Annotated in this window: 15 protein-coding genes; 8 read left to right on the top strand and 7 right to left on the bottom strand. The window is 63.4% G+C overall.

The features are described 5' to 3' along the window. Positions 1-9: 9 nt before the first annotated feature. A complete protein-coding gene (locus AAGA68_08065) occupies positions 10-741 on the bottom strand; it encodes a siderophore-interacting protein (protein MEM9385004.1) in 732 nt (243 codons plus the stop codon). A gap of 588 nt (positions 742-1,329) precedes the next feature. On the opposite strand from AAGA68_08065, the gene AAGA68_08060 reads away from it, so the two are divergent. From AAGA68_08060 to AAGA68_08040, 5 genes are all read left to right on the top strand, one after another. Beyond that, positions 1,330-2,373: a TIR domain-containing protein gene (locus AAGA68_08060; protein ID MEM9385003.1), complete on the top strand. Its 1,044-nt coding sequence runs from the start codon at positions 1,330-1,332 to the stop codon at positions 2,371-2,373. Between the two features lie 172 nt (positions 2,374-2,545). Further along, entirely contained in the window at positions 2,546-6,787 is a 4,242-nt protein-coding gene (locus tag AAGA68_08055; GenBank protein MEM9385002.1) for a hypothetical protein, read from the top strand. Between the two features lie 519 nt (positions 6,788-7,306). Next, on the top strand, positions 7,307-7,822 hold the full coding sequence (locus tag AAGA68_08050) for a (2Fe-2S)-binding protein (GenBank protein MEM9385001.1): 516 nt from the start codon (positions 7,307-7,309) through the stop codon (positions 7,820-7,822). Continuing rightward, positions 7,812-10,037, top strand: a complete 2,226-nt coding sequence (locus tag AAGA68_08045; GenBank protein MEM9385000.1) for a molybdopterin cofactor-binding domain-containing protein — start codon at positions 7,812-7,814, stop codon at positions 10,035-10,037. The genes AAGA68_08050 and AAGA68_08045 overlap by 11 nt, the downstream gene beginning before the upstream one ends. Before the next feature lie 385 nt (positions 10,038-10,422). After that, on the top strand, positions 10,423-11,334 hold the full coding sequence (locus AAGA68_08040; protein ID MEM9384999.1) for a hypothetical protein: 912 nt from the start codon (positions 10,423-10,425) through the stop codon (positions 11,332-11,334). Between the two features lie 184 nt (positions 11,335-11,518). Here AAGA68_08040 and AAGA68_08035 read toward each other — a convergent pair whose 3' ends face one another. Then, positions 11,519-12,334, bottom strand: coding sequence for a helix-turn-helix domain-containing protein (locus AAGA68_08035; GenBank protein MEM9384998.1), 816 nt, complete (start codon positions 12,332-12,334; stop codon positions 11,519-11,521). A 142-nt stretch (positions 12,335-12,476) separates the two neighbouring features. On the opposite strand from AAGA68_08035, the gene AAGA68_08030 reads away from it, so the two are divergent. Then, positions 12,477-13,223: a nuclear transport factor 2 family protein gene (locus AAGA68_08030; GenBank protein ID MEM9384997.1), complete on the top strand. Its 747-nt coding sequence runs from the start codon at positions 12,477-12,479 to the stop codon at positions 13,221-13,223. Here AAGA68_08030 and AAGA68_08025 read toward each other — a convergent pair. The 5 genes from AAGA68_08025 to AAGA68_08005 form a co-directional block, all read right to left on the bottom strand. After that, positions 13,220-14,293 carry a hypothetical protein gene (locus AAGA68_08025; protein MEM9384996.1) on the bottom strand — a complete coding sequence of 358 codons (1,074 nt, stop codon included), beginning with the start codon at positions 14,291-14,293 and terminating at the stop codon, positions 13,220-13,222. The genes AAGA68_08030 and AAGA68_08025 overlap by 4 nt on opposite strands. Positions 14,294-14,470: 177 nt before the next feature. Further along, positions 14,471-15,634, bottom strand: coding sequence for a 3-phosphoglycerate dehydrogenase family protein (locus AAGA68_08020; protein ID MEM9384995.1), 1,164 nt, complete (start codon positions 15,632-15,634; stop codon positions 14,471-14,473). A gap of 155 nt (positions 15,635-15,789) precedes the next feature. Further along, the gene (locus AAGA68_08015) at positions 15,790-15,969 is read right to left on the bottom strand and encodes a hypothetical protein (protein ID MEM9384994.1); all 180 of its coding nucleotides are present in this window, start codon (positions 15,967-15,969) and stop codon (positions 15,790-15,792) included. Between the two features lie 26 nt (positions 15,970-15,995). Continuing rightward, positions 15,996-16,781, bottom strand: coding sequence for a cobalamin-binding protein (locus AAGA68_08010; protein ID MEM9384993.1), 786 nt, complete (start codon positions 16,779-16,781; stop codon positions 15,996-15,998). 72 nt (positions 16,782-16,853) lie between these two features. Beyond that, entirely contained in the window at positions 16,854-17,363 is a 510-nt protein-coding gene (locus tag AAGA68_08005) for a RidA family protein (protein ID MEM9384992.1), read from the bottom strand. 152 nt (positions 17,364-17,515) lie between these two features. Between AAGA68_08005 and AAGA68_08000 the strand changes: the two genes are divergently transcribed. Then, a complete protein-coding gene (locus AAGA68_08000; protein MEM9384991.1) occupies positions 17,516-18,223 on the top strand; it encodes a response regulator transcription factor in 708 nt (235 codons plus the stop codon). Next, positions 18,220-19,653 carry an ATP-binding protein gene (locus tag AAGA68_07995; protein ID MEM9384990.1) on the top strand — a complete coding sequence of 478 codons (1,434 nt, stop codon included), beginning with the start codon at positions 18,220-18,222 and terminating at the stop codon, positions 19,651-19,653. Before AAGA68_08000 ends, AAGA68_07995 begins: the two co-directional genes overlap by 4 nt. Positions 19,654-19,715: the final 62 nt, after the last annotated feature.

Raw genomic sequence — 19,715 nt, 5'->3', positions numbered from 1 at the left:
GCTGCGTCGCTAGGACTGGGCGTCCGCACGCTTGGCACGCTTCATCCCCTCGTCGGTGGCGCCTAGCTTCCAGTAGCAACTTAGGTACATCTCACGGCGATCGATTCCTCGTTCGTCGCGCAAGTAGCTGCGCGCGGCACGCATGCCGTCAAACTCGCCGGCGAACCAAACCGAAGTACGTCCCGATTGCCACGGAACCTGCCGCAACCGCTCGACGAGGAGGCGATTGGGCGCGTTGGTATCCTCGTTGACGATCCACTCTATTTCGACGTCGGGCGGAGCCACGAGTTCCAGCGCAGCGTCGGCGCTCGGCACTTCGATCAGCGCGTGGCCGCAGGCGTCTGCACCAAGTAGCTCCAAGTTGGCGGCGATCGCGGGGAGCGCGCTCAGATCCCCCGCGATCAGTATCCAGTCCGCTTGTGGGTCGAGGCGCTTAACCTGCCCGGGTCCACGCAGCGTCAGGGCGGCGCCGGGGCTGGCCGTGCGTGCCCAAGCACTGGCCGGGCCGTTGTCCCCATGGTCGACGAAGTCCAACACAATGTGCTTCGCCGTGGCGTCGAAGTCGCGCACGGTGAATGAGCGCAATACGCGATTGAAGAGACCTCCAAAGCGGCCCTTTACGTAGTCTCCCTGGCGGTTTTGCGGGAAAGCGGCTAGGGATTCGCCGTGAAGGGTGATCCGACGCATATAGGGCGTGAGCTCGCGGCTGGTCACCACTGTCACGTGATATTCACTCGTCATGTCGCCTCGGCTGCACGCTGGGGGATTGATAGCTGTCGTGTCCTTTAGGAGTTGGCACAGCATGCGAAGTCTGCACCCCAGCGCGCACTAGTTGGGTGTCGGGTAGTGGATCGATGGGCAGAGTCTTTCCACTGCTTATTATCACCGCTTGGTTGACCAAGTGAAACGTCCACCCTCCGGATGGGCGGGCACAGGCACGTGCAGTGGCCCTTTCGCACTCTCCGAAGCGAGCGACAGGATCGCTCGCGCCATGCATCCTATTGGGCGGTGGGCGAACATCGTCCCGACAAGTTCCCTGGCGCGCTGGGTCGCCATCACTGCAACAGCTTAGGAGGATCTCGCCTCTGATCTCGTGACTTGTACTTCTGATGAAGACCCATGTGAGTGTGTTTCGGTAGGGTCCCGATGCTGCCATCCTTGCGAATAGCTTGTTCGCATTCTCCCTAGCCAATCTCGAGTGTCGGAGAATGATGGGTAAAAAACATATTCGATAGGCATTTTTCGGGGTATCCTCTGTGCGCACTTATGGTAAAATTTAACCTTAGCTCGATCTCATGTAGCTGCCGCAAGTAAAAGACAGCGAAGGCGATGATCTTTCTCAGCTATGCCGGTGAAGACCAAGAGATGGCGAATCGCTTGGCGGATGGTTTGCGTGGCGATGGCTTCACGGTCGAGTTCGATCGCGACTTTCACACCGGCTCGTTGAACCAACTCATTGAGCGGAAGATTCAAGAGGCGGATCTCGTATTGGTGTTGTGGTCTAAGGCGGCCAAACAGTCGAATTGGGTGCTTGGAGAAGCCTCGCTTGCGCAAGACCTAGATGTGTTGTTGCCCGTCAGGATCGATGGGGTGATGGCACCGCCAAGGTTTCGAGATCTCCTGACAAGCGATCTGTCTGGATGGGGTGGTGACGTAGCTCACCAGCAGTATCGAGTGCTGCTGCACCGGCTGCGGCAGCGACTCGAGTTGCACTCGGATGGGCCGCCCAGTGTTGTTGAGCCGGTCGCCGAGGCCAGGGCCCGACGCATCGTCACCATTGCGTTGAGTTGCTTGCTTCTCGCGCTTAGCGCCGGACTGCTGTTGGTGTGGACCGCTCGTTCGCCTGATGTGGAAGCTGAGCATGCCGAGGAAGTTCCCGTGCGGAGCTTACGCCTGCTTACCGAACGCGGGGAAGAGATCCAGAGCATGGACGTTATGCGTAGCGGCGAGCAGTTCTACCTCGAGGTGATGTCACCGCTAGGTGTCTGGGTGTACGTCGGCTTAGTAGATAGTCAGGGAAGGCACAGCCGCCTCTACCCGACGGGAGCGACCGGTGGCAGCAACCCAGTTGGCGGGCAGCTGACGCGTATTCCAGCCAGTTCGTATTTGCGCCTGGATGGAAATCCCGGCATCGAGCTGCTTTACGTTTTTGTCGAGGATGGTCCGCGCGCGGATCTGGAGGCGCTTGATGAGTTCGACGCGGGTAGCAAAGCTAGCTTCACCGCACGCTCCGCCGCCGGCGTACTCGAAGATGCGTACCGAGCTAAGGGACTGACAATGGCGAACACGGACCGGCAGTCGGCAGCGGCAGCCGGCAAAGTGGGCGACATGGAAGGCGTTGCGTTCAAGTTCGCTATCGATCACCGGCCCTAGGGCTCGTTCAGAGACATGAAGGGCTGGCAGGACGTATTGATGGCAAGCGAGGGGCGGGCCTGCACGGACAACCAGAGTTGTAAGTAACCGGGAGGCAGGGGTGAAAGGATCGTACTGTGTACCGTTGGTATTGTTGGTGATTACGTGTCTTTGTGGCTCACCCGTAGGGGCTATGGCTGAGACTGCTCCCGGGATTAGCATCGCCATAGCCACGCCGCTGGCAGAGTCGCACCAGATCGGATTCAGTTTTGCCGACAAACTGCTGGCGACACTCGAGGACGACCCTCGCGTGTACGCGCAGCTCCTGGAGGGAGTAGATAACACGGACCAGGCGCGCGCGATCGCCGCAAGAGCTGGCTTTCACTACGTCCTGGTCAGCGAGCTCACGGAGAAGAAGCGACGGAGACCGCGAATCAAGAAGCTCGTGAACCGAGTTACCCCTGACCGATTGGACATGAAAGTCTCCGAACCGCTTCGGGTGGGTGTGGACTACGAACTCTACCGTGGGGGCGAGGCGGCAGGGTTGGTGTTTCGGGAGAGCATCGCGCCGCCGAAGAAGGGCAGTGTGGAGCTCTTGACGGCTCTAGCGAAGGACGTTGGGCACCAGGTCACAAGCCGTTTGGGGGAAAGCGTCGCTCCAGATCACACTGAGGACCTACTGCCTGGCTTTGGTCCTCGCCTGGTCGTGCAGACTTCGCACTCATGGTTGGTTAGCGAGTTCGTCTACCCGCCGGATGGCAAGATGCTCGCGACGCTGGGCTCAGACGGTGTCGTAAAGCTGTGGAACGTTCGCACGGGCGTGGAACTAAATACCATAGTAGCACCACTATCAACCGGCATCGCTTTCGATCCGAGAGGGCAGCGGCTAGCAGCGCTGAGCTCAACGGGGATTGTACGCGTGTTTGATGTTAGGACGGGAACCCTCGTGCGCCGCCTCACCTCCACAAAGCTGAAGAGCAAGGAAGCTGATCCAAGCGGTACCCTTGGCGGCATGACCGCACGATTTGAGATCGTGTATTCAAGCGATGGCCGCTATTTGGTACACGGCGGAAAGCGGGGGGTTTCGGTTTGGGAGGTCGCTACGGGCACTCTAGTGCGCCCCGCGGAGGAAGGGGCAGCGGTGGCGGCAGTAGCAATGAGCCCTGATGGAACGCTGGTGGCAGCGGCCGTAGGGGAGCGTAAAGTCGAGCTGTTCGAGCCCGTTGGTGCCAAGTCACCCCGAACCTTTACGGCGAAGGTTGGTCGGGTGACAGAACTGCAATTCAGCCCAGATGGGCAGACGCTCGCCTTGGGGAGCAACAACGGTTCGGTGCAGCTCTACGGTTTGGACGGCAGGATGCTCGGGAAGCCGCCAGTGAGCAATGTGTGCGACAAACCCTTCGAGGCAACGGGGGTGCTGGACACGCTTGGGGACCTCACCGCAAACAGTAAGGTCACCGCGGCGATTGAGGGGCGCAACCAGGTGGCGGGGGTATGCGATCTCGGGCAGCGAGCGAAGCAGGTCTTGGACGGCGGCTTCGGTGCCCTACTGCTGGGGGGAATTCGCAGTATCGCACTCTCGCCGGACGGAGAGTTGCTAGCGTATGGTCGTGGAGATGGCAAGGTCTCGGTACTATCGCTTCTTGAGGGCGGAACTCCACTGTATGAAGTCGGCGGGATTATTGAGGAGGACAATAGTCCTGTCGATGCGGTGGGAGAGGAAGGAAAAGGCGGCGTGTTGGCCGCTCTCCGCGAAGCGTCACAGTACGCGATGCTAAATGCCCCCGTGAAGTTTAGCCGTGATGGCTCTACCCTAGACATGGTCGAGGACTTCAAAACGGTTTCCCGTTGGCACGCCCGCGAGGGAGAACGTGTTTCTTCCCTCGCTGTCTCCAAACGGGATCTCTCGTTTGGATTCCCCGTGCCGCTGCCGATGGGGTCGGTGCCGGTGTTCGGTGACGACGATAGTACGCTGATCACCGCAACGCTAACTGGGGGCACCGCAGTATGGGATTTGCGTAGCGGCTTGCCTCCGCGTCGGGTGTCGCAGGTAAGCTCGTTCTTCAATTATTCGCCAGTGAGTTCCGACGCACGTTTGTTGGCGGAGGTGCAGAGCAAGGGCGGGTCTTCCAAGGTAGTGGTAAGCGAGCTCGATTCAGGTCGCGTTACCCAGGAGTTTCCTCTCGAGAGCGCTTCGAGGTCAAAGCCGGAGGCGGCCTATGCTGCCGGCCAGTTCAGTCGCAGTGGGGGGCTGCTTGCGCTGTTCACCAACGAGCAGGAGCAGAACCAATTCCGTGTCGTTGATCCGCTCACCGGGGCAGTCCTACTGGAGCGCAAAGACGTATTCTCTGCTGCGTTCAGCCCCGACGGGCGTCGCCTCGGTATGCGGGAGAGCCCGGGGGGCTTCAACCCGTTTCGGCGTGGCGCAGAGAGCCGTGTTGTCGTGCTCGACACTAGTAGCTGGCGCGAGCTCTTCTCCAAGAGTGTTAAGGGCGGAGAACTTGGCTACGCTAGCAATAAGCTGGTGTTCAGCGGGGACAGTGGTTCACTAGCGATTGTAGAAGAACAGAGTATCAAAGTATGGGAGTTGGCTTCTGGTCGGATGCGCTGGGAGTTGCCAGTGGGAGATGCGTCACTTAGCGATTTCATCTTTAGACCAACCAGCAACGTGCTCACGATCACGACTAGTCGATCTCTTCAGCATTGGGACTTAGATTCGGATTCGGTGCGTCGCTCAACCCAGTACACGGATTTCTGGGGAAATCTCTCCTACAGCGCGACTGGTCGTCTGCTGGCACTCGGCGGTGCAGAGAACCGCATAAGAGTGTTCGATGTGGACGCGGATATGGAGCTCGGTAGCGTGGTCGTGCCAAACGATGAGGATTGGCTGGCGGTGACACCCGAAGGACACTTTGATTCTAGGTGGCTGGAAGATATCGAGGAAGTTCATTGGGTACTCAGCGACGAGCCGCTCCGCTCACGGCCGCTAGAGCTGTATATGCGGGAGTACTATGAACCTCAGCTTCTCCCGAAGTTGGTCGCTGGCGAGTCTTTAGTGGCAGTGCCGCCATTGCACAATCGCAATCGCGCCTTGCCAGTGGTCACTATCGACGAGGCAGTCGTGATCGGGCAAGGCAAGGCGAGAATCAAGGTTAGCGTACGTGAGGCGAGTACAGTCGTGGGAGGGAGGGAGTATCGATCAGGTGGTGCTGCACTGCGCCTGTTTCGTGATCATCGACTTGTCGCATACGCACCCGCAGGCCTGGGCAACCTTGACTTTGATGCCAAGGGAAATTATACGCAGGAGTTTCAGGTGGAGCTTCCAACCGCGTCGGTGGAGGGGGCGTCTGTCGAATTCAGCGCGTACGCGCTGAATTCAGACAACGTTAAGAGCGTGTCTGCGAAGGCTAGGCTTGCTCTACCGAAGGCACGCTCGTCAGGCATTAGGCGACTATTCGTGATTTCGATCGGAGTGTCGGATAGCGAACACTCGGGGCTGCGCTTGAAGCACGCCGCCAACGATGCGGATTTGGCGCTGAGGGGCCTGAGAGAGGCAGCTCGCAAGAGTGGAGCGTTCGACGAGGCAGTAAGCGTCTCCCTTGTTTCAAAAGTGAACGGAGCAGCTGATGCGACAAAGGAAAAGGTGCGAGACGCCTTGCGGGCCTTGTCCGGGGACGCGCGTGCGCGCGATCGGCTGAGGGGTGTGTCAGGTGCCGAAGGTCTGCGCCGTGCCTCCCCCGACGACCTTGTTGTGATTACCTACTCCGGCCATGGCTACGCTGATGAAGACGGTGAGCTCTACTTGATACCGAGCAACGTTGGTGACGATTCCAGCCGGAGCCTAGCTGACCTCCGCCCGCAGGCCATCTCCAGCGCCGACTTGACCCTATGGCTTGGAGATGTAGATGCCGGGGAGATGCTGCTGGTCGTAGACGCTTGCTACTCTGCTCGCGTTGTGGAGCAAGAGCGCTTCAAGCCCGGCCCTTTGGGCAGTCAGGGGCTTGGGCAATTGTCCTACGATAAGGGCATGCGCGTGCTGGCAGCTGCTCAGCAAGATCAGGTAGCTATTGAGGCAGATGACCTGGAGCACGGATTGCTCACCTACTCCCTCATCAAGGAGGGCCTGCAGGAGGGAGCTGCGGATTATCGCCCTGTGGATGGACGCATCGTGGTGCAGGAGTGGCTCCAGTATCCGGTGACACGCGTTCCCCGTTTACTGAGTGACCCAACTACGCAAACGGGGGTAGCCGGTCGTGGAGTCGAGATGGCTGGGGAGGAGGGGAATGATCCGCCGACTCCTCTTCCCGGTGCGCGTGTGGATACGATTGACTGGCGCGATCAGCAACCGATCGTATTCGACTTCTCCCGTTTGGGTCAGGGGGAGACGTTGGTGCGCACTGGAGCTCAAGCAGCTGCAGCAAGCAGGGAGCGCTGACTCTGCTTGGTAGGCAGAGCCGGCTAGTCCAAGATGTGGGGTTTGCTGGGTCTGGGAACTCTCGTGAGCCTTGGACTCCAACTGCGATGGCCTCGAATCCAATCTCATACACGGTTGGCATGTACCTCGGCCCTGCGCAAACACGCGCTCTTCTGCAGAAGCACTCCGATGGTGAGGGCAATGGAGATCACCTACGAGAGTAGTGAAGATGTGAGTCAGATCACCGGCGTGTGTTCTGATCCCCGGCGCCCAGTGCACGTGTTCTATGAGCGAGGACGTCTAATGCAAGCGCTTGGATGAGCTTGATCCGGCGCATCTAGCGCGCAAGCCAGTGGTTGGTTTCTCTACCCCTCCTCCTTCAGCCTCGCGCTAGCCTCGTTAAGCAACCAGGTTAACCGCGGCAGCGGACGGGCCAAGCGGCAACTGACGCACGCCGAAGCGGGTGAATGGAAGCGAACCAGGCACTTGAGGGGCAAGTCCAACACCAGGTTGCGTCAGCGTCGCCTCGGAGGCTCACCGATGATTGCGTTCACCGTCAACCGCGTTCCAATCACCTTCAGCGGGGACGGCGACACGCCGTTGCTGTGGGTCTTGCGGGACTCCCTGGGGCTCACGGGCACTAAATTTGGCTGCGGCATCGGGCAGTGCGGTGCCTGCACGGTCCATCTCGACGGACGGGCGCAGCGGGCCTGCACGGTGCCGGTGAGCGAGGTGGCAGGTAGCGCCGTGACCACTATTGAAGGCCTGGCCCCCAAGGAAGGCGCACTTCACCCCGTGCAGGAGGCGTGGCTGACCTTGGACGTGCCTCAGTGCGGCTATTGCCAGGCAGGTCAGATCATGGCGGCGGCGGACTTTCTCGCGAGGTGGCCGACGCCCACCGATGGCGACATCGATCGCCACTTCACCAATCGATGTCGCTGCGGCACCTATCCGCGCATCCGCGAGGGCATTCATCGAGCTGCTGCCCTGATGGCGGCAGAGACTGAACGGTCCCCCGCTGCTGCTCGACCAGCGGAGACGACCGATGGCCCTTGATCACTCGCCCATATTGACGCGCCGAGCGTTTCTCATCGCTGGGGCCAGCGCGAGCGGGGCACTCGTGCTCGGCATACCGGTGCTCGGGGATGCGCACGATGCGCGGCAGCTAGGCTTCTTTGTCGAGATCGGCCGGGACAACCGCGTGCGCATCGGGTCGTCCCAACCGGAGATCGGTCAGGGGGTGCGCACGGCATTGCCGATGGTCGTGGCTGAGGAGCTGGATGTACCCTGGGCGCAGGTCGAGGTGACGCCGATGCCGTTGGGTCTGGTGCGCACTAACGATGGATTCACTTGGAAGTACGGCGTCCAAGGCGTGGGCGGCAGCACCGGTCTTACGGCGAACCTCGAGCTAATGAAAAAGATAGGTGCGGCGGCACGAGAACGACTCGTGCGGGCTGGTGCTGCCCGCCTGGGCGTCCCCGTTGCCGAGTGTCACACCGAGGATGGAATCGTGGTTTGCGAGCGCCTCGATACGTCCTTACCTTACGCCGCGCTGGTCGCGGACGCCGCCGAGTTGCCGGAGGCCAAGGCGCCCGCTGAGCTCAAGTCGCCCGACGAGTACCGCATCATCGGCAAGCGTCAGCACAACGTGCAGACGCGGGAGATCGTCACCGGTCAGGCCCGCTACGGGGTCGACACGCGGGTCGCCGGCATGCGCTACGCGGTGATCGCACGAAGCCCTTGGCTCAACGGCAGTGTGCGGTCCTTCGACGACACGGCAGCACGTCAGGTGCGCGGTGTGCTGGACGTGTTCGAGATCGAAGGGCCCGCCATGGGCGAGCCTTACGAGATCCTCGCGAGCGGCGTTGCCGTGGTGGCCGAGTCTACCTGGGCGGCTATCAAGGGAAGGGCCGCGGTCCGTGTTGAATGGGAGCCCGGACCTAGTGCGCAAGATAGCTCAGAACGGTTCTGGGCAGAGAACGATCGCATGCTTGCCACCCGAGGTCAGCTCGCCCTCGACGACGGCCATTTCGAACAAGCCTTCGCCGCGGCGAGCACGCAGCTGGTGCGGCGCTACCAAGTGCCCTTCGTGAGCCATGCGCCGCTCGAGCCACAGAACGCCTTCGCCCACGTGCAGGAGGATCGCTGTCATATCATCGCGCCAACGCAGTCACCGAGCGGTGCCTCGCGCGCCGCCGCCGCGGTGACGGGGCTCGAGCGAGATCAGATCCACGTGGAGTTCCCCCGCGTGGGCGGCGGCTTCGGACGACGCCTGACCAACGACTACGTGGCTGAAGCGGCCATGATCTCCAAACGCACGGGGTGGCCGATCAAGCTGCAGTGGACCCGCGAGGACGACATCAAGAATGACTTCTACCGACCGGCGGGCACCCACGAATTGAAGGTCGGGCTCGACGAGCGCGGCGCGGTCACCGCCTGGGCCCATCGCTTGGTCAGCGCCTCGAAGTACTACCGGCGCCCCGATATGCCTGATGAGCGCCTTTGGCAAGCGGAGCTGTACTCCGATGACTTCCCCCGTCACATCGTGCCGAACCTCCAGCTCGAGTATCACCACAACACGATCGGCGTACCGCGAGGATCCTGGCGTGCGCCGGCCCACACGGCGAATGCGTTTGTCGTACAGAGCTTCCTGGATGAGCTCGCCCATGAGATCGGGGAGGACCCGCTCGCCCTGAGGCTACGTTTGCTCGGCGAGCCTCGCGAGCTGCCTTGTGCTAACCACGGCGGGCCTACCTTCAATCCGGGGCGCCTTGCCAGGCTCACCCGATTCGTTGCTGAGCGCATCGATTACGGGCGGGCGCGAGGCGCCGGGCGCGGCGTCGGTATCGCGACCCATTTCACCTTCGGTGGTTACGCGGCACACGCCATCGAGGTTAGCGTCTCCAGCACCGGTGATCTCGCGATCGAGTGCATCGTCGCGGCGATGGATGTCGGCTTCGCGGTTCACCCGAATGCGGTCGAGGCGCAGCTCCAGGGGGGTACGGTGGATGGGTTGAGCACGGCGCTAGGCCTGGAGATCACCGTACGCGACGGGCAGATCGAGCAGAGCAACTTCCACGACTACCCCCTGGCCCAGATCGCGGCGTTCCCGGCTCGCTTCGAGGCGCACGTGCTCAACTACGACGACACGCCCACCGGAGCCGGGGAGATGGGGTTGCCGAGCGCTGCGCCCGCCCTGACCAATGCGATCTATGCTGCTACAGGTAAGCGACTGCGTAGGTTGCCGATCGGCGATCAACTCAAAGCGTAGGGTCGCGCGGGGTCGAGGCCACTCATTGGGCGCGATCTCGCCAGCTGGTGTACGTCGGCTGGGCAGGCGCCTACTCCCGAAGGCGCGGGTACACCGGCAGGAGCACGTGGCACGTTGGGCGGGGGCGGCAACCGCCGTTTCACACGCTAGTTGCGGACGAGTCGCGCCGAACGAGCGCTTGTCGCGGAGATCGACAGCGCCGGCGTGCAATGCCCCTAGCAACCTTAGTCGCGAGCTCAGTAAAGCAAGCTCGCGATAGCGATCCGCGCCACGTCGAGGCCGGGCTCGGTGAGCGAGGGTGCTGCGGGCGCGGCCCCGAAGATCGGAAGCGCCCCTCAGTCCGGCTAGGATCAGCTAGCCATGGCAACTTGAGAGGGCAGGCAGAATGGAGCTCCGGGACGATTTGGATTCCCTCTACATACGCTACAACGGCGGCATGCTCGGCTACTTCTTGTCCGGCGCGCCGGCGCGCCACGCCGTGGGCCACTACCCGGTACTGGCGGGTCGGATGAACGCGTTCCTCGAGGAGATCGGTTGCCTGCCGATCCTCCCCTCGAAGCCACCAGCCCCCGACGCGACGCCGCGCGTGATGCAGGAGACGCTGTTCCAGGTCGCGCAGGCGTCGGAGGCGATCTGCGATGTAGCGTTGATGACCGCCGCGGCGTTCCACTTCGTGATCCTTCGGGGCGTTGATCCGGACGCGGCAGCGAAGGCGGAGCAGACGGCGTGTGCGCACCTGAAGAACCTCGGCGTTGCCGACGGGGCGCTAGATGCGTTCGCGGCTGCCGTGGTGCCCTGCGAGAACGGGTGGGTGTCAGCGGATGAGCTGCACACCGCGGGGCTTAAGTTCTTACATGCCGCTATTGCGCCAGCGGAGATGGCCTCGCGAACGGCCTTTGTCGCTATGCCCTTTCAGCCTCCCTTTGACACCTACTTCAGCGACTTCTACCGGCCCTTGCTGAGGGAACTCGGGTTACACGCTCTGCGCGCCTGGGGTGGCCTCGCCCGGGAAAACTATCAGGCGCTGATCGGTCTGCTCATGCGCAAGTCCGGTGTCGTTCTCGCAGATCTTACGACGAGCAACGCTAACGTGCTTCACGAGGTGGGCATGGCCGAGGGGATGGGAAAGCCCTTGTTGCTCATCCTTGCCCGCGACTCGCAGTTGCCTCCCTGCAACCTCCTAGACCTCGCTATCGTCCCCTACGATCGTTCCGCTGCGGACTGGCAGGCGACGGCGATCAGCGACAGCGCATCGGTGCTCTCCCTGTCGCTCCTTGGACGATCGCTGGCCACCTGAGCGTGCCGTGCCCGCATCGCTGACGTCCGTCCGCTCTGGACTGCTGAGCGGGTGCCTCAGCGATGCTAGAAGCCGTGTCAGGTGACGGCGGGTATCGGTCTTCAGTATTTGCATCGGGCACTGGGGACAAAGTCGTGCAGTCAGTCTTCCACAGGTGAGATGTTGATGTCTTGGCGCTCCGCGGCTAGGCTCGACGTCGCCAAGTAGCGGGTGGTGCACCCGTGGTACGCCTAACGAACTTGGTGAAGTTCGTGGCTTCGCTGAAGCCTAGAGCGGTGGCGATTTGCGTCACGGACAAGGCGGGCACGGCGAGTAGGCGCCGTGCCTCCAGGGCCAGTAAGGCGTCGGTCTCCTGCTTCGCGGTGCGCCCGGATATCGCCAGACACGCGCGGGTCAGCGTGCGGCTGCTACAGCCCAGGCGGGCCGCGCGCTGGGAGAGGTTGAGGCGCACATCGGGCCAGGTGGCCACGTCATTGCGAAGGGCCAGGTACAGGGCGGCGTAGGGGCCGGCAGGCAGTGGGTCAGGCGCGGTGAGGCGGAGGGTGATCGCGAGTAGATCGGCGACGGCACGCTCCGCCGCCAGCCGATCCTCCGCCCGAGCAGGCGGTTGCCCGATGAGCTTTACTAGGCTGCTTGTCGTGCGCAGGGCGCCCTGGCTGACATGTCTGACGCGAGGCCCCACCGTGCGCGACACCGGCACGAGCGGCAACTGATACGCCAGGATCAGCCACGCTCCGTAGGTCGCACCACCCGCCCATTGATGGATCTGCCCTGGCTGAATGTGCAGCACCACGCCTTGCCCCACAGGCACCGTCACCCCGTCGACGGCATGCTCGCCCGCGCCGCTGTAGCAGACGATCACCAGCTGGAAGTCCAATCGTTCCGGTTGGGTGAGGAGCGCACGGGGAATGCGTTTGAACAGGGTCGCTCGGTCCAGGATCTCGAGCTGCCTCGCGGCCCCCTGCGGCGACCAGGTGAGCTGACGAGGTGGTGAATTCAAACCATTAAAATGGCCAAATCTGTGAGTTTTCGGGGTCATCTGTCCATTTTTAACCCTAAAATGGCCTAAGTACACCTTTGCTCCCAGGACCCACCCGTGCTCGACTAACGACCTCTCGTGAAGACCCGAGGAAACACCGCACATGAACCGTAAGCTCGACCACGCCCGTCGCCTCTATCTCGAAGGGATTCGCGACGGCCATCCGGTGCAAGCGGTCAACGCCTACACGGGCGAGCGCTACACTCAACACAGCACCGGCGTCGCTGACGGACGCGAGGGCTTCATCGCCTTCTTCAGCGAGTTCCTAAAGCGCAATCCTGAGCGCCACATCGAGATCCCTCGCGCCTGGACGGACGGTCAGTACGTATTCCTCCACGCGTACCAGAAGATGGGCGATACCCAGTGGGTCACCACCGACTTCTTCGATACCGACGCCGACGACAAGATCATCGAACACTGGGATGTCATCACGGCGTTCAGCGGCCCCGGCGCGACGGGGCGTACGCAGGTGGATGGACCTACGGAAACCGTCGACCACCACTTGACCGACGGCAACAAGGCAAGAGTGATGACGATGCTAGAGCGCATGATCGCCAATCCCGACACGTCTGCAACGGCATTGGCGCCCTACGTTGCCGAAGACCTCCGCCAACACAATCCCCAGCACGGGGACGGCATCGATGCGTTCCTCGCGCGCGCCCTGTGCTACCAAGAGGTCGTGCTCTGTGTGGGCGAGGGCAACTTCGTCGCCACGCTTTGCAAGGCCGATCTAGGCAGGCAGGCGATGTGTCAGGCAGACATATTCCGCCTCGACGACGGCAAGATCGTCGAGCACTGGGACAACGGAGAACCTGTCCCGGCCAAGGACGTCAATGGCGGCAAATTCTAGGTACCCGCAGCCTCGTGTGTCGCCGCAGCTTCGTGGGGCCAGGCGGATCGCGCGAGTGGGGATGGCAAGGGAGGGACCTCCAGCTTCGGCGGTTCCTTGAACAGAGAGATCACGCAGATTAGAACGATCGGGACCTGCGACATCACCATGTGCCATAGGGCAGTCTTAGGTAGCGCGAGCGCGAGCCCTACGACACCACCTGCCACGAGCACACTAGTACAGAGGGGAAGGATGCGCTGGCCCACCACTCGCCACCGAGCGCGCTGGTGGGTGCGGTGGAACTGGCGGGGATCACTCGCGAAGGTCGCTCGGCAATGGGCGATCGCCTGGCCCAAGTGTTGCTCCAGACGCGTTGTGCGATCAGGTTCGCGCTGCGGCGGGCGCACGCCGCCGAGCCACGCGCCGCCCCGTTCCACTTGCTTTAGGGGACGCCAACTTGGGTTCAGCACAGCGAAAAAGTCTTGCGGTAGGTTCAACCTGCGGCCATCCACGGGCACCAGCGTCAGCGGGTACACCACGCCGCCGCGCTCTTTGGTAACGCCCAGTGAGAGGTTGTCGAAGAGGGCGTTCGCTGCCACCAGCGTGGGCACGGGCGAGTCTTCCTCTAGCGACACGAGGTAGCTGCGGGTGAGCACGATGCCGTCGCGACAGATGATCTGCCTGGCAGGCGACATCGCGCGCACGTGCCCGAGCATGGTCTCGAGTTCCTTGCCCTCGACCGTCATCGTCGCCGTCGTCGCCGCCGAGCCTTGCGCGGTGAGGGTGCGCACCAGCCGTCGCGGCCGCCCGAACGCGGGCAGCTCCAAACGCAGGGAGGCGGTCAGTGGGGGATGCGCATCGCCGCCGTCGAGCTTCGCTTGTTTAAAGGTGAGGATGCGTCGCGCACGGTCGCTGCGCTCCAGATCGAGTACCTCGCCGGCGCGCGTGAACGGCGGCATCAGGGCCATGATGTCGTGGTGCGTGAGGGGCGGAGGTGGCCGGTTTGCTGACGGTTGGTTGGTCGGTTTCGCCGGCTGGCGGCGTGGCCGTGGCGGCGCCGGAGTGGAAGGGCTTGGGACGTTTGCTGACATGGCTAGCGCCGCACGGGTTCGAGCACACCCTCAGATCATCGGACCTCAGGGCTAGCTTGTCGAGGGGGCGCTGGCCATGTGCGGAACCGCGGAGCGTCGCTGGATACACGAATCGGCAACGCTAAGCGCGCCCCGGTGACGAATCCGCTGGCGGGCGCTCAAAGAAGGGGCGGGCGACTAGAGCACCCGAAGACTCAATACCCCAGGCACCGCGGCCAAGGCGTCCAGCAGCGATTCCGATAGCTCCCCATCCACATCGATGATGGTGCAGGCGAGTTGGTCACGAGATTCGTTGAGCATGCGTACGATGTTCACCCGCGCTTCGCCCAAGTGATGGGACAGCTGACCGACCATATCGGGCTGGTTCTGGTGCACGACCGCCAGGCGTCGCTCTGACCCGCGCGGTAGCGAGATGCTGGGGAAGTTGACCGAGTTGCGCACATTGCCGTGCTCGAGATAGTCGCGCAGTTGCTGTGCCACCATCACCGCGCAGTTACTCTCGGCTTCCGTTGTCGAGGCGCCGAGGTGGGGCAGGGCGACGACGCGCGGATGGGCGTTCAGGGCCACGGTGGGGAAATCGCACACGTAGCCGTACAGGGGCCCGTCGTCAAGGGCGCGAAGGGCGGCTTCGTCGTCGACGATGCCCTGGCGCGCGAAGTTCAACACCACCGCGCCCTTACGCATGCGCTGCAGGCGTGCCTCGTTGAGCAGATGGCGGGTGGAGGGGATAAGGGGGACGTGGAAGGTGATGAATTCTGCGGCGGCAACCACCTCGTCTACGCTGCCGGCTTGCTCGACCTGGGCCGAGAGCTGCCAGGCGCGCTCCACGGTGATGGTCGGGTCGTGCCCGATCACCCGCATGCCAAGGGCGAGGGCGGCATTCGCTACCTGCACACCGATGGCGCCGAGACCGACGATGCCGAGCGTGCGGCCCGGTAGCTCGAAGCCGGCGAACTGCTTCTTACCGGCTTCGACCGCCCGGTGCAGCGCGTCGTCGTCGCCGTCGAGCTGGCGCGCGTAGTCCCAGGCGGGACAGACGTTGCGACAGGCCAGCAACATGCCCGCTAGCACAAGCTCCTTGACCGCATTGGCATTGGCACCGGGGGCGTTGAAAACGGGGATGCCGCGCGCAGTGAGCGCCTCCACGGGGATGTTGTTGACGCCGGCACCGGCGCGGGCCACGGCCTTGAGGGACGCGGGCAGTTCCATGTCGTGCATCTTCGTCGAGCGCACGAGGATCCCATCCGGTTGAGAGATCTCCGTGCCGATCTCGTAGCGATCGTGGGGCAACTCAGCGAGGCCGGTGGCGGCGATGTTGTTGAGTTTGAGAATCCTGTACATAGCGGTGTTATTCGTTTCGTTGGCCGTGGAGGCGTTAAAAGTCCTGCGTGTACGCCAAGAGGGCGTCCACGTGTTCCTAAGGCATCGCGTCGTTGAGGCTGGCGCGCATGCCGCCGACGCAGCGGTGACCCTTTGGCGACGACATGCTGGCTTCTTCAGCGCCGGCGAGGCAGCACGCGTAGGTGGGCGGTCATCGAGTCCGCCTTGGCGTGGGTGTGGTGGTGCAGGTAAGCGGCGTCCTCGCCAACTTGCCACCGTTCGAATGCGGGGGTGCGTTTGAAAACGGCCTGGGTCGGCGCGGCGGGCCGAGCGCTGACGTTGTAGATGCGACTCATGGGGGACTCAGGGGGGTGGGGGCGATCTAGCCGTTCCCGATAGCGTCTGGGTCTTCCGCCCAGCGTTGAAAGATGTCGGCTAGGGCGCGTACGCCGTCGGTCAGGGCGGCGGGGCCGGGCTGCAGGATGATCGCCGATTTCACCTCGTACAGGTGCCCGTAGCGAACCGCGGGGACGATGTCGTAACCCGGACGCTCGGCCACCCGTTCGGGGCGAAACTTCTTACCGCACCAGGAGCCGATGATGATGTCCGGCGCGGTGTCGATGATCTCTTGATGAGCGGCGATGATTCGGTCTTTTCCGAGCGGTTTCTGGGCCAAATCAATGAAAACGTTGTCGCCGCCCGCTAGCTGCAGCAGCTCCGATACCCACCTGATGGCAGCAATAGGTGGCTCATCCCATTCTTCGAAGTAGACGCGAGGGCGGCGGGGGAGTTCCCGGGCCAGGGTCTTAACCTCCTCAAGGCCCATTTCGAGCTCCTGGACCAAGCGCTCCGCGCGTGCGTGGCAACCGATCAGGCCGCCGAGCACCACGATCATGTCTAGGATCTGCTCAACGCTGCGCTGGTTAAACACGTGGACGGCCACCCCCGCGCGGATCAGCTCCGAGGCGATATCCGCCTGCAGATCCGAGAACCCCAGCACGAGGTCGGGCTCGAGAGCCAGGATCTTGTCGATCTTGGCGCTGGTGAAGGCCGAGACCCTGGGCTTCTCCCGCCGCGCTTGCGGCGGGCGTACGGTGAAGCCTGAGATGCCCACGATGCGTGACTGCTCACCGAGGAGGTAAAGGGTCTCGGTGGTTTCCTCGGTCAAGCAGACGATCCGTTGCGGATAGCGGGTGCGCAGGCTCGTCGGACCGGAGGCGGAGGGTTCGATCACTGGACGCTAGTGGTGGTGGTCGCCAGGGGAGAGCGGGCGGGCGAGGATCACTTCGATCTCCACCAGCATGCCGTCGCCGGCGAGTCCTGCCACCTGCACGGCGGAGCGGGCAGGCAAATTGGGTTGCTCTTCGGTGCCGAAGTACTGGGTGTAGGCTTCCATGAAGCCGCCGAAGTCCATCCGACCGCCTTTGGCCTCATCGCCGACCAGGAACACGGTCATCTTGATCACATCGCCGAAGCCCAATCCCAACCCTGTCAGCGACTGCTCCATGCGAGAGAAGACGCTCATGGCCTGGGTTTTGGTGTCACCCCAAAAGGCCCGCGAGCCGCGCGTGGCGGTCGGGTCTGCGGGCCCCGGCACCAAGCCGCTGTGGTGAATCAGGGTGGTGCCCGGTGGGGTCTCCACGGCGAGGGCGATGGGGAAAGGGTTATCGTTCGGCAGTGGGTAGCGTTGGATACTGGGCTGATCGTGGTCGGCGTAGGCCGTATGGCACGCCAGGGCGCAGGCGATCAGCGACAGCAGTAGATGGCACCGGTGATTCACGTTGTATACCTCGAGCGTCGAATGGTTACCCTTACGGTGATCGTCGGGCCGGGGCCCGCGCCGACAGCACCCTAGCATGAAAGTGATTTGTATCCGCCGAACGCTAAGTGCCGCGATCGCTGATGAGTGAACCCTCACCTCACCTGCTGTTGGCCGAGGATGACGCGTCCCTCGGGGCCGCCGTTCGTGACGCCTTGGAAGCGGCCGGTTACCGCGTGAGTTGGACGCGCACCGGCGACGCTGCTGCCAACGCCTGGGCGAGTGCTCCCAGCCTCGATCTGGTGATCCTGGACCTCGGTCTGCCCGGGCTCGACGGGCTGGAGGTGCTGGAGAAGGCGCGCCGCGGCGGCCTCGACACTCCCGTCCTCGTATTGACCGCGCGCGACGGCCCGGAAGACCGCGTGCGCGGCCTGGATGCGGGGGCGGACGATTACCTGGTCAAGCCATTCCATCTGGCGGAACTGCTGGCTCGGATTCGTGCGCGTCTTCGTCGCGACGCGGGCGGCGGCGAGGAGCCGATGGCCGTGGGCGGGCTGCAGCTGACGCAAGATCCGCGCGGCGCTCAGTACCTGGGTCGGGCCGTGAGTCTGACGGCGAGCGAGTACGACTTGCTCGAGTGCCTGCTCCGTCAGGCCGGTCGCGTTATGCCGCGAGACCGCCTGGAGGCGGTTTTGGCAAGGTCGGCGCGCACGCCTGGCAGCAACACGCTCGATGTCTACATCCACCGCTTGCGGCGCAAGCTCGACGCAAGCGTGATCCGCACCGTGCACGGCATCGGCTATGTCCTCGAGGCGCCCAACCCCTCGCATGACGAGCCGCCGTCCTCGTGAGCTCCATCCGCCGCCGACTGCTCACGCTGCTGTTGCCGGCGTTGCTGCTCATCGCAGCGGCGGCAGCGGGGACGGGCTACGTGGCGGCGAGTAACCGTATCGCCGCGTTCCTCGATACGCAGCTGGCCGAGAGCGCACGCGTGCTGTTGCTCTGGGTGCTTGCGGAGCCCCGAACGGGCACCGAAGCGAACGCGGAGAACATCGATCGCGAGCTGGCGGAACTGTTCGAATCCGTGGGTGCGGCAGCGGGGACCTCCCAAGACACCCTCGAGGCATGGTCCGGAAGTTTGGCCTACCGCTTCGCTCGGCCCGGCATCATCGAAGCCCGCGCCTCGCGCGGGGGCGCGCTGGATCAGCCCGATGCCTGCACGTCGCCGGGGCTCGCGATGATCGAGGCTGGCGATGGCAGGCGCTGGCAGGTGTACACGACTTGGGGCGGGGAGCCTCTCGCCACGGTCTGCGTTGGCCAACCCCTGGCCGCGCGACGGGCGATCGTGCTCGACACCCTGTTGCCATCGGTGGCGTGGTGGCTGTTGGTGGTGCCGCTCACCGGCGCGGTGGTGTGGTGGGGCCTGCGTCGTGGACTCGCCCCGTTGCGCGATCTGGCGGCGGAGCTTCGTGCTCGGGCGCCCGGTGATCTTTCCCCGTTGCCCGAGGCGCCGGGGGCGCTGGAGGTGCGCCCCTTGCTCAGCGCGATGAACGATCTGCTCGCGCGGCAACGGCGTCTGATCGACCAGGAGCGGCGCTTCAGCGCAGAAGCTGCCCACGAACTTCGTACGCCGTTGGCGACGGTGCGCCTGCGCGCCGAGCAGGCGCTGGGTGCAGAGCCTGGCGAGGCGGTACGTAGGCCTATGAGCGCGATCGTCGCCGAAACGGAGCGAGCCGAGCGCGTGCTGGCGCAGCTGTTGAGCCTGGCCGGCGTGGACGCGGCCGATGCCGGCGGCAGCTTACCGACCCAATCGGTAGCCCTGATGCCCCTGCTGCGCGAAGTGCTGGCGGATCAGGCCTCCCTCGGCCTCGCGCGCGAGGTGCAGTTGCAGCTTGAGGCGGGAGAAGAGGAACCTGGCGAGGTGCAAGTCGATCCGGTGCTGCTCCAGGTGTTGCTCCGCAATCTGGTCGACAACGCCCTTCGCTACACGCCAGCGGGCGGCCGTGTCGAGGTGGACGTCACGCGCGAGGATGCAGGCGTGCGGCTCCAGGTGCGCGACGACGGTCCTGGCATCGACGCGGAGCTGAGACGACGACTCGGCCAACCCTTCGCCCGCGGCGAACGCCACGATCAGACGGGCACAGGGCTTGGCCTCACCATCGCCAGGCGTATCGCTCAGTTGCATAAGGCGACGCTTGATTTCGACGATGGACGAGGTGGGCGTGGCCTCACCGTCTCCCTGGTGCTTCCAAGTGTCGGTAAGCGCACGAAAAGACTGTGAACGGTGACCCAGTTAATGTCTTCTTAAGATCCTGAACGCAGCATTGAGAGCACACCAAGAAT

Source organism: Pseudomonadota bacterium (assembly GCA_039193195.1).
Taxonomy (GTDB): Bacteria; Pseudomonadota; Gammaproteobacteria; order Steroidobacterales; family JBCBZW01; genus JBCBZW01.
The sequence above is the reverse complement of the archived record's forward strand: the minus strand, read 5'-3'. Positions and strand labels throughout refer to the sequence as shown.

What these genes read in the sequence shown, in the direction of transcription:
- AAGA68_08065 (MEM9385004.1), bottom strand. Translation starts at nt 741, where the DNA reads ATGACGAGTGAATATCACGTGACAGTGGTGACCAGCCGCGAGCTCACG.
- AAGA68_08060 (MEM9385003.1), top strand. Translation starts at nt 1,330, where the DNA reads ATGATCTTTCTCAGCTATGCCGGTGAAGACCAAGAGATGGCGAATCGC.
- AAGA68_08055 (MEM9385002.1), top strand. Translation starts at nt 2,546, where the DNA reads ATGGCTGAGACTGCTCCCGGGATTAGCATCGCCATAGCCACGCCGCTG.
- AAGA68_08050 (MEM9385001.1), top strand. Translation starts at nt 7,307, where the DNA reads ATGATTGCGTTCACCGTCAACCGCGTTCCAATCACCTTCAGCGGGGAC.
- AAGA68_08045 (MEM9385000.1), top strand. Translation starts at nt 7,812, where the DNA reads ATGGCCCTTGATCACTCGCCCATATTGACGCGCCGAGCGTTTCTCATC.
- AAGA68_08040 (MEM9384999.1), top strand. Translation starts at nt 10,423, where the DNA reads ATGGAGCTCCGGGACGATTTGGATTCCCTCTACATACGCTACAACGGC.
- AAGA68_08030 (MEM9384997.1), top strand. Translation starts at nt 12,477, where the DNA reads ATGAACCGTAAGCTCGACCACGCCCGTCGCCTCTATCTCGAAGGGATT.
- AAGA68_08025 (MEM9384996.1), bottom strand. Translation starts at nt 14,293, where the DNA reads ATGTCAGCAAACGTCCCAAGCCCTTCCACTCCGGCGCCGCCACGGCCA.
- AAGA68_08020 (MEM9384995.1), bottom strand. Translation starts at nt 15,634, where the DNA reads ATGTACAGGATTCTCAAACTCAACAACATCGCCGCCACCGGCCTCGCT.
- AAGA68_08015 (MEM9384994.1), bottom strand. Translation starts at nt 15,969, where the DNA reads ATGAGTCGCATCTACAACGTCAGCGCTCGGCCCGCCGCGCCGACCCAG.
- AAGA68_08000 (MEM9384991.1), top strand. Translation starts at nt 17,516, where the DNA reads ATGAGTGAACCCTCACCTCACCTGCTGTTGGCCGAGGATGACGCGTCC.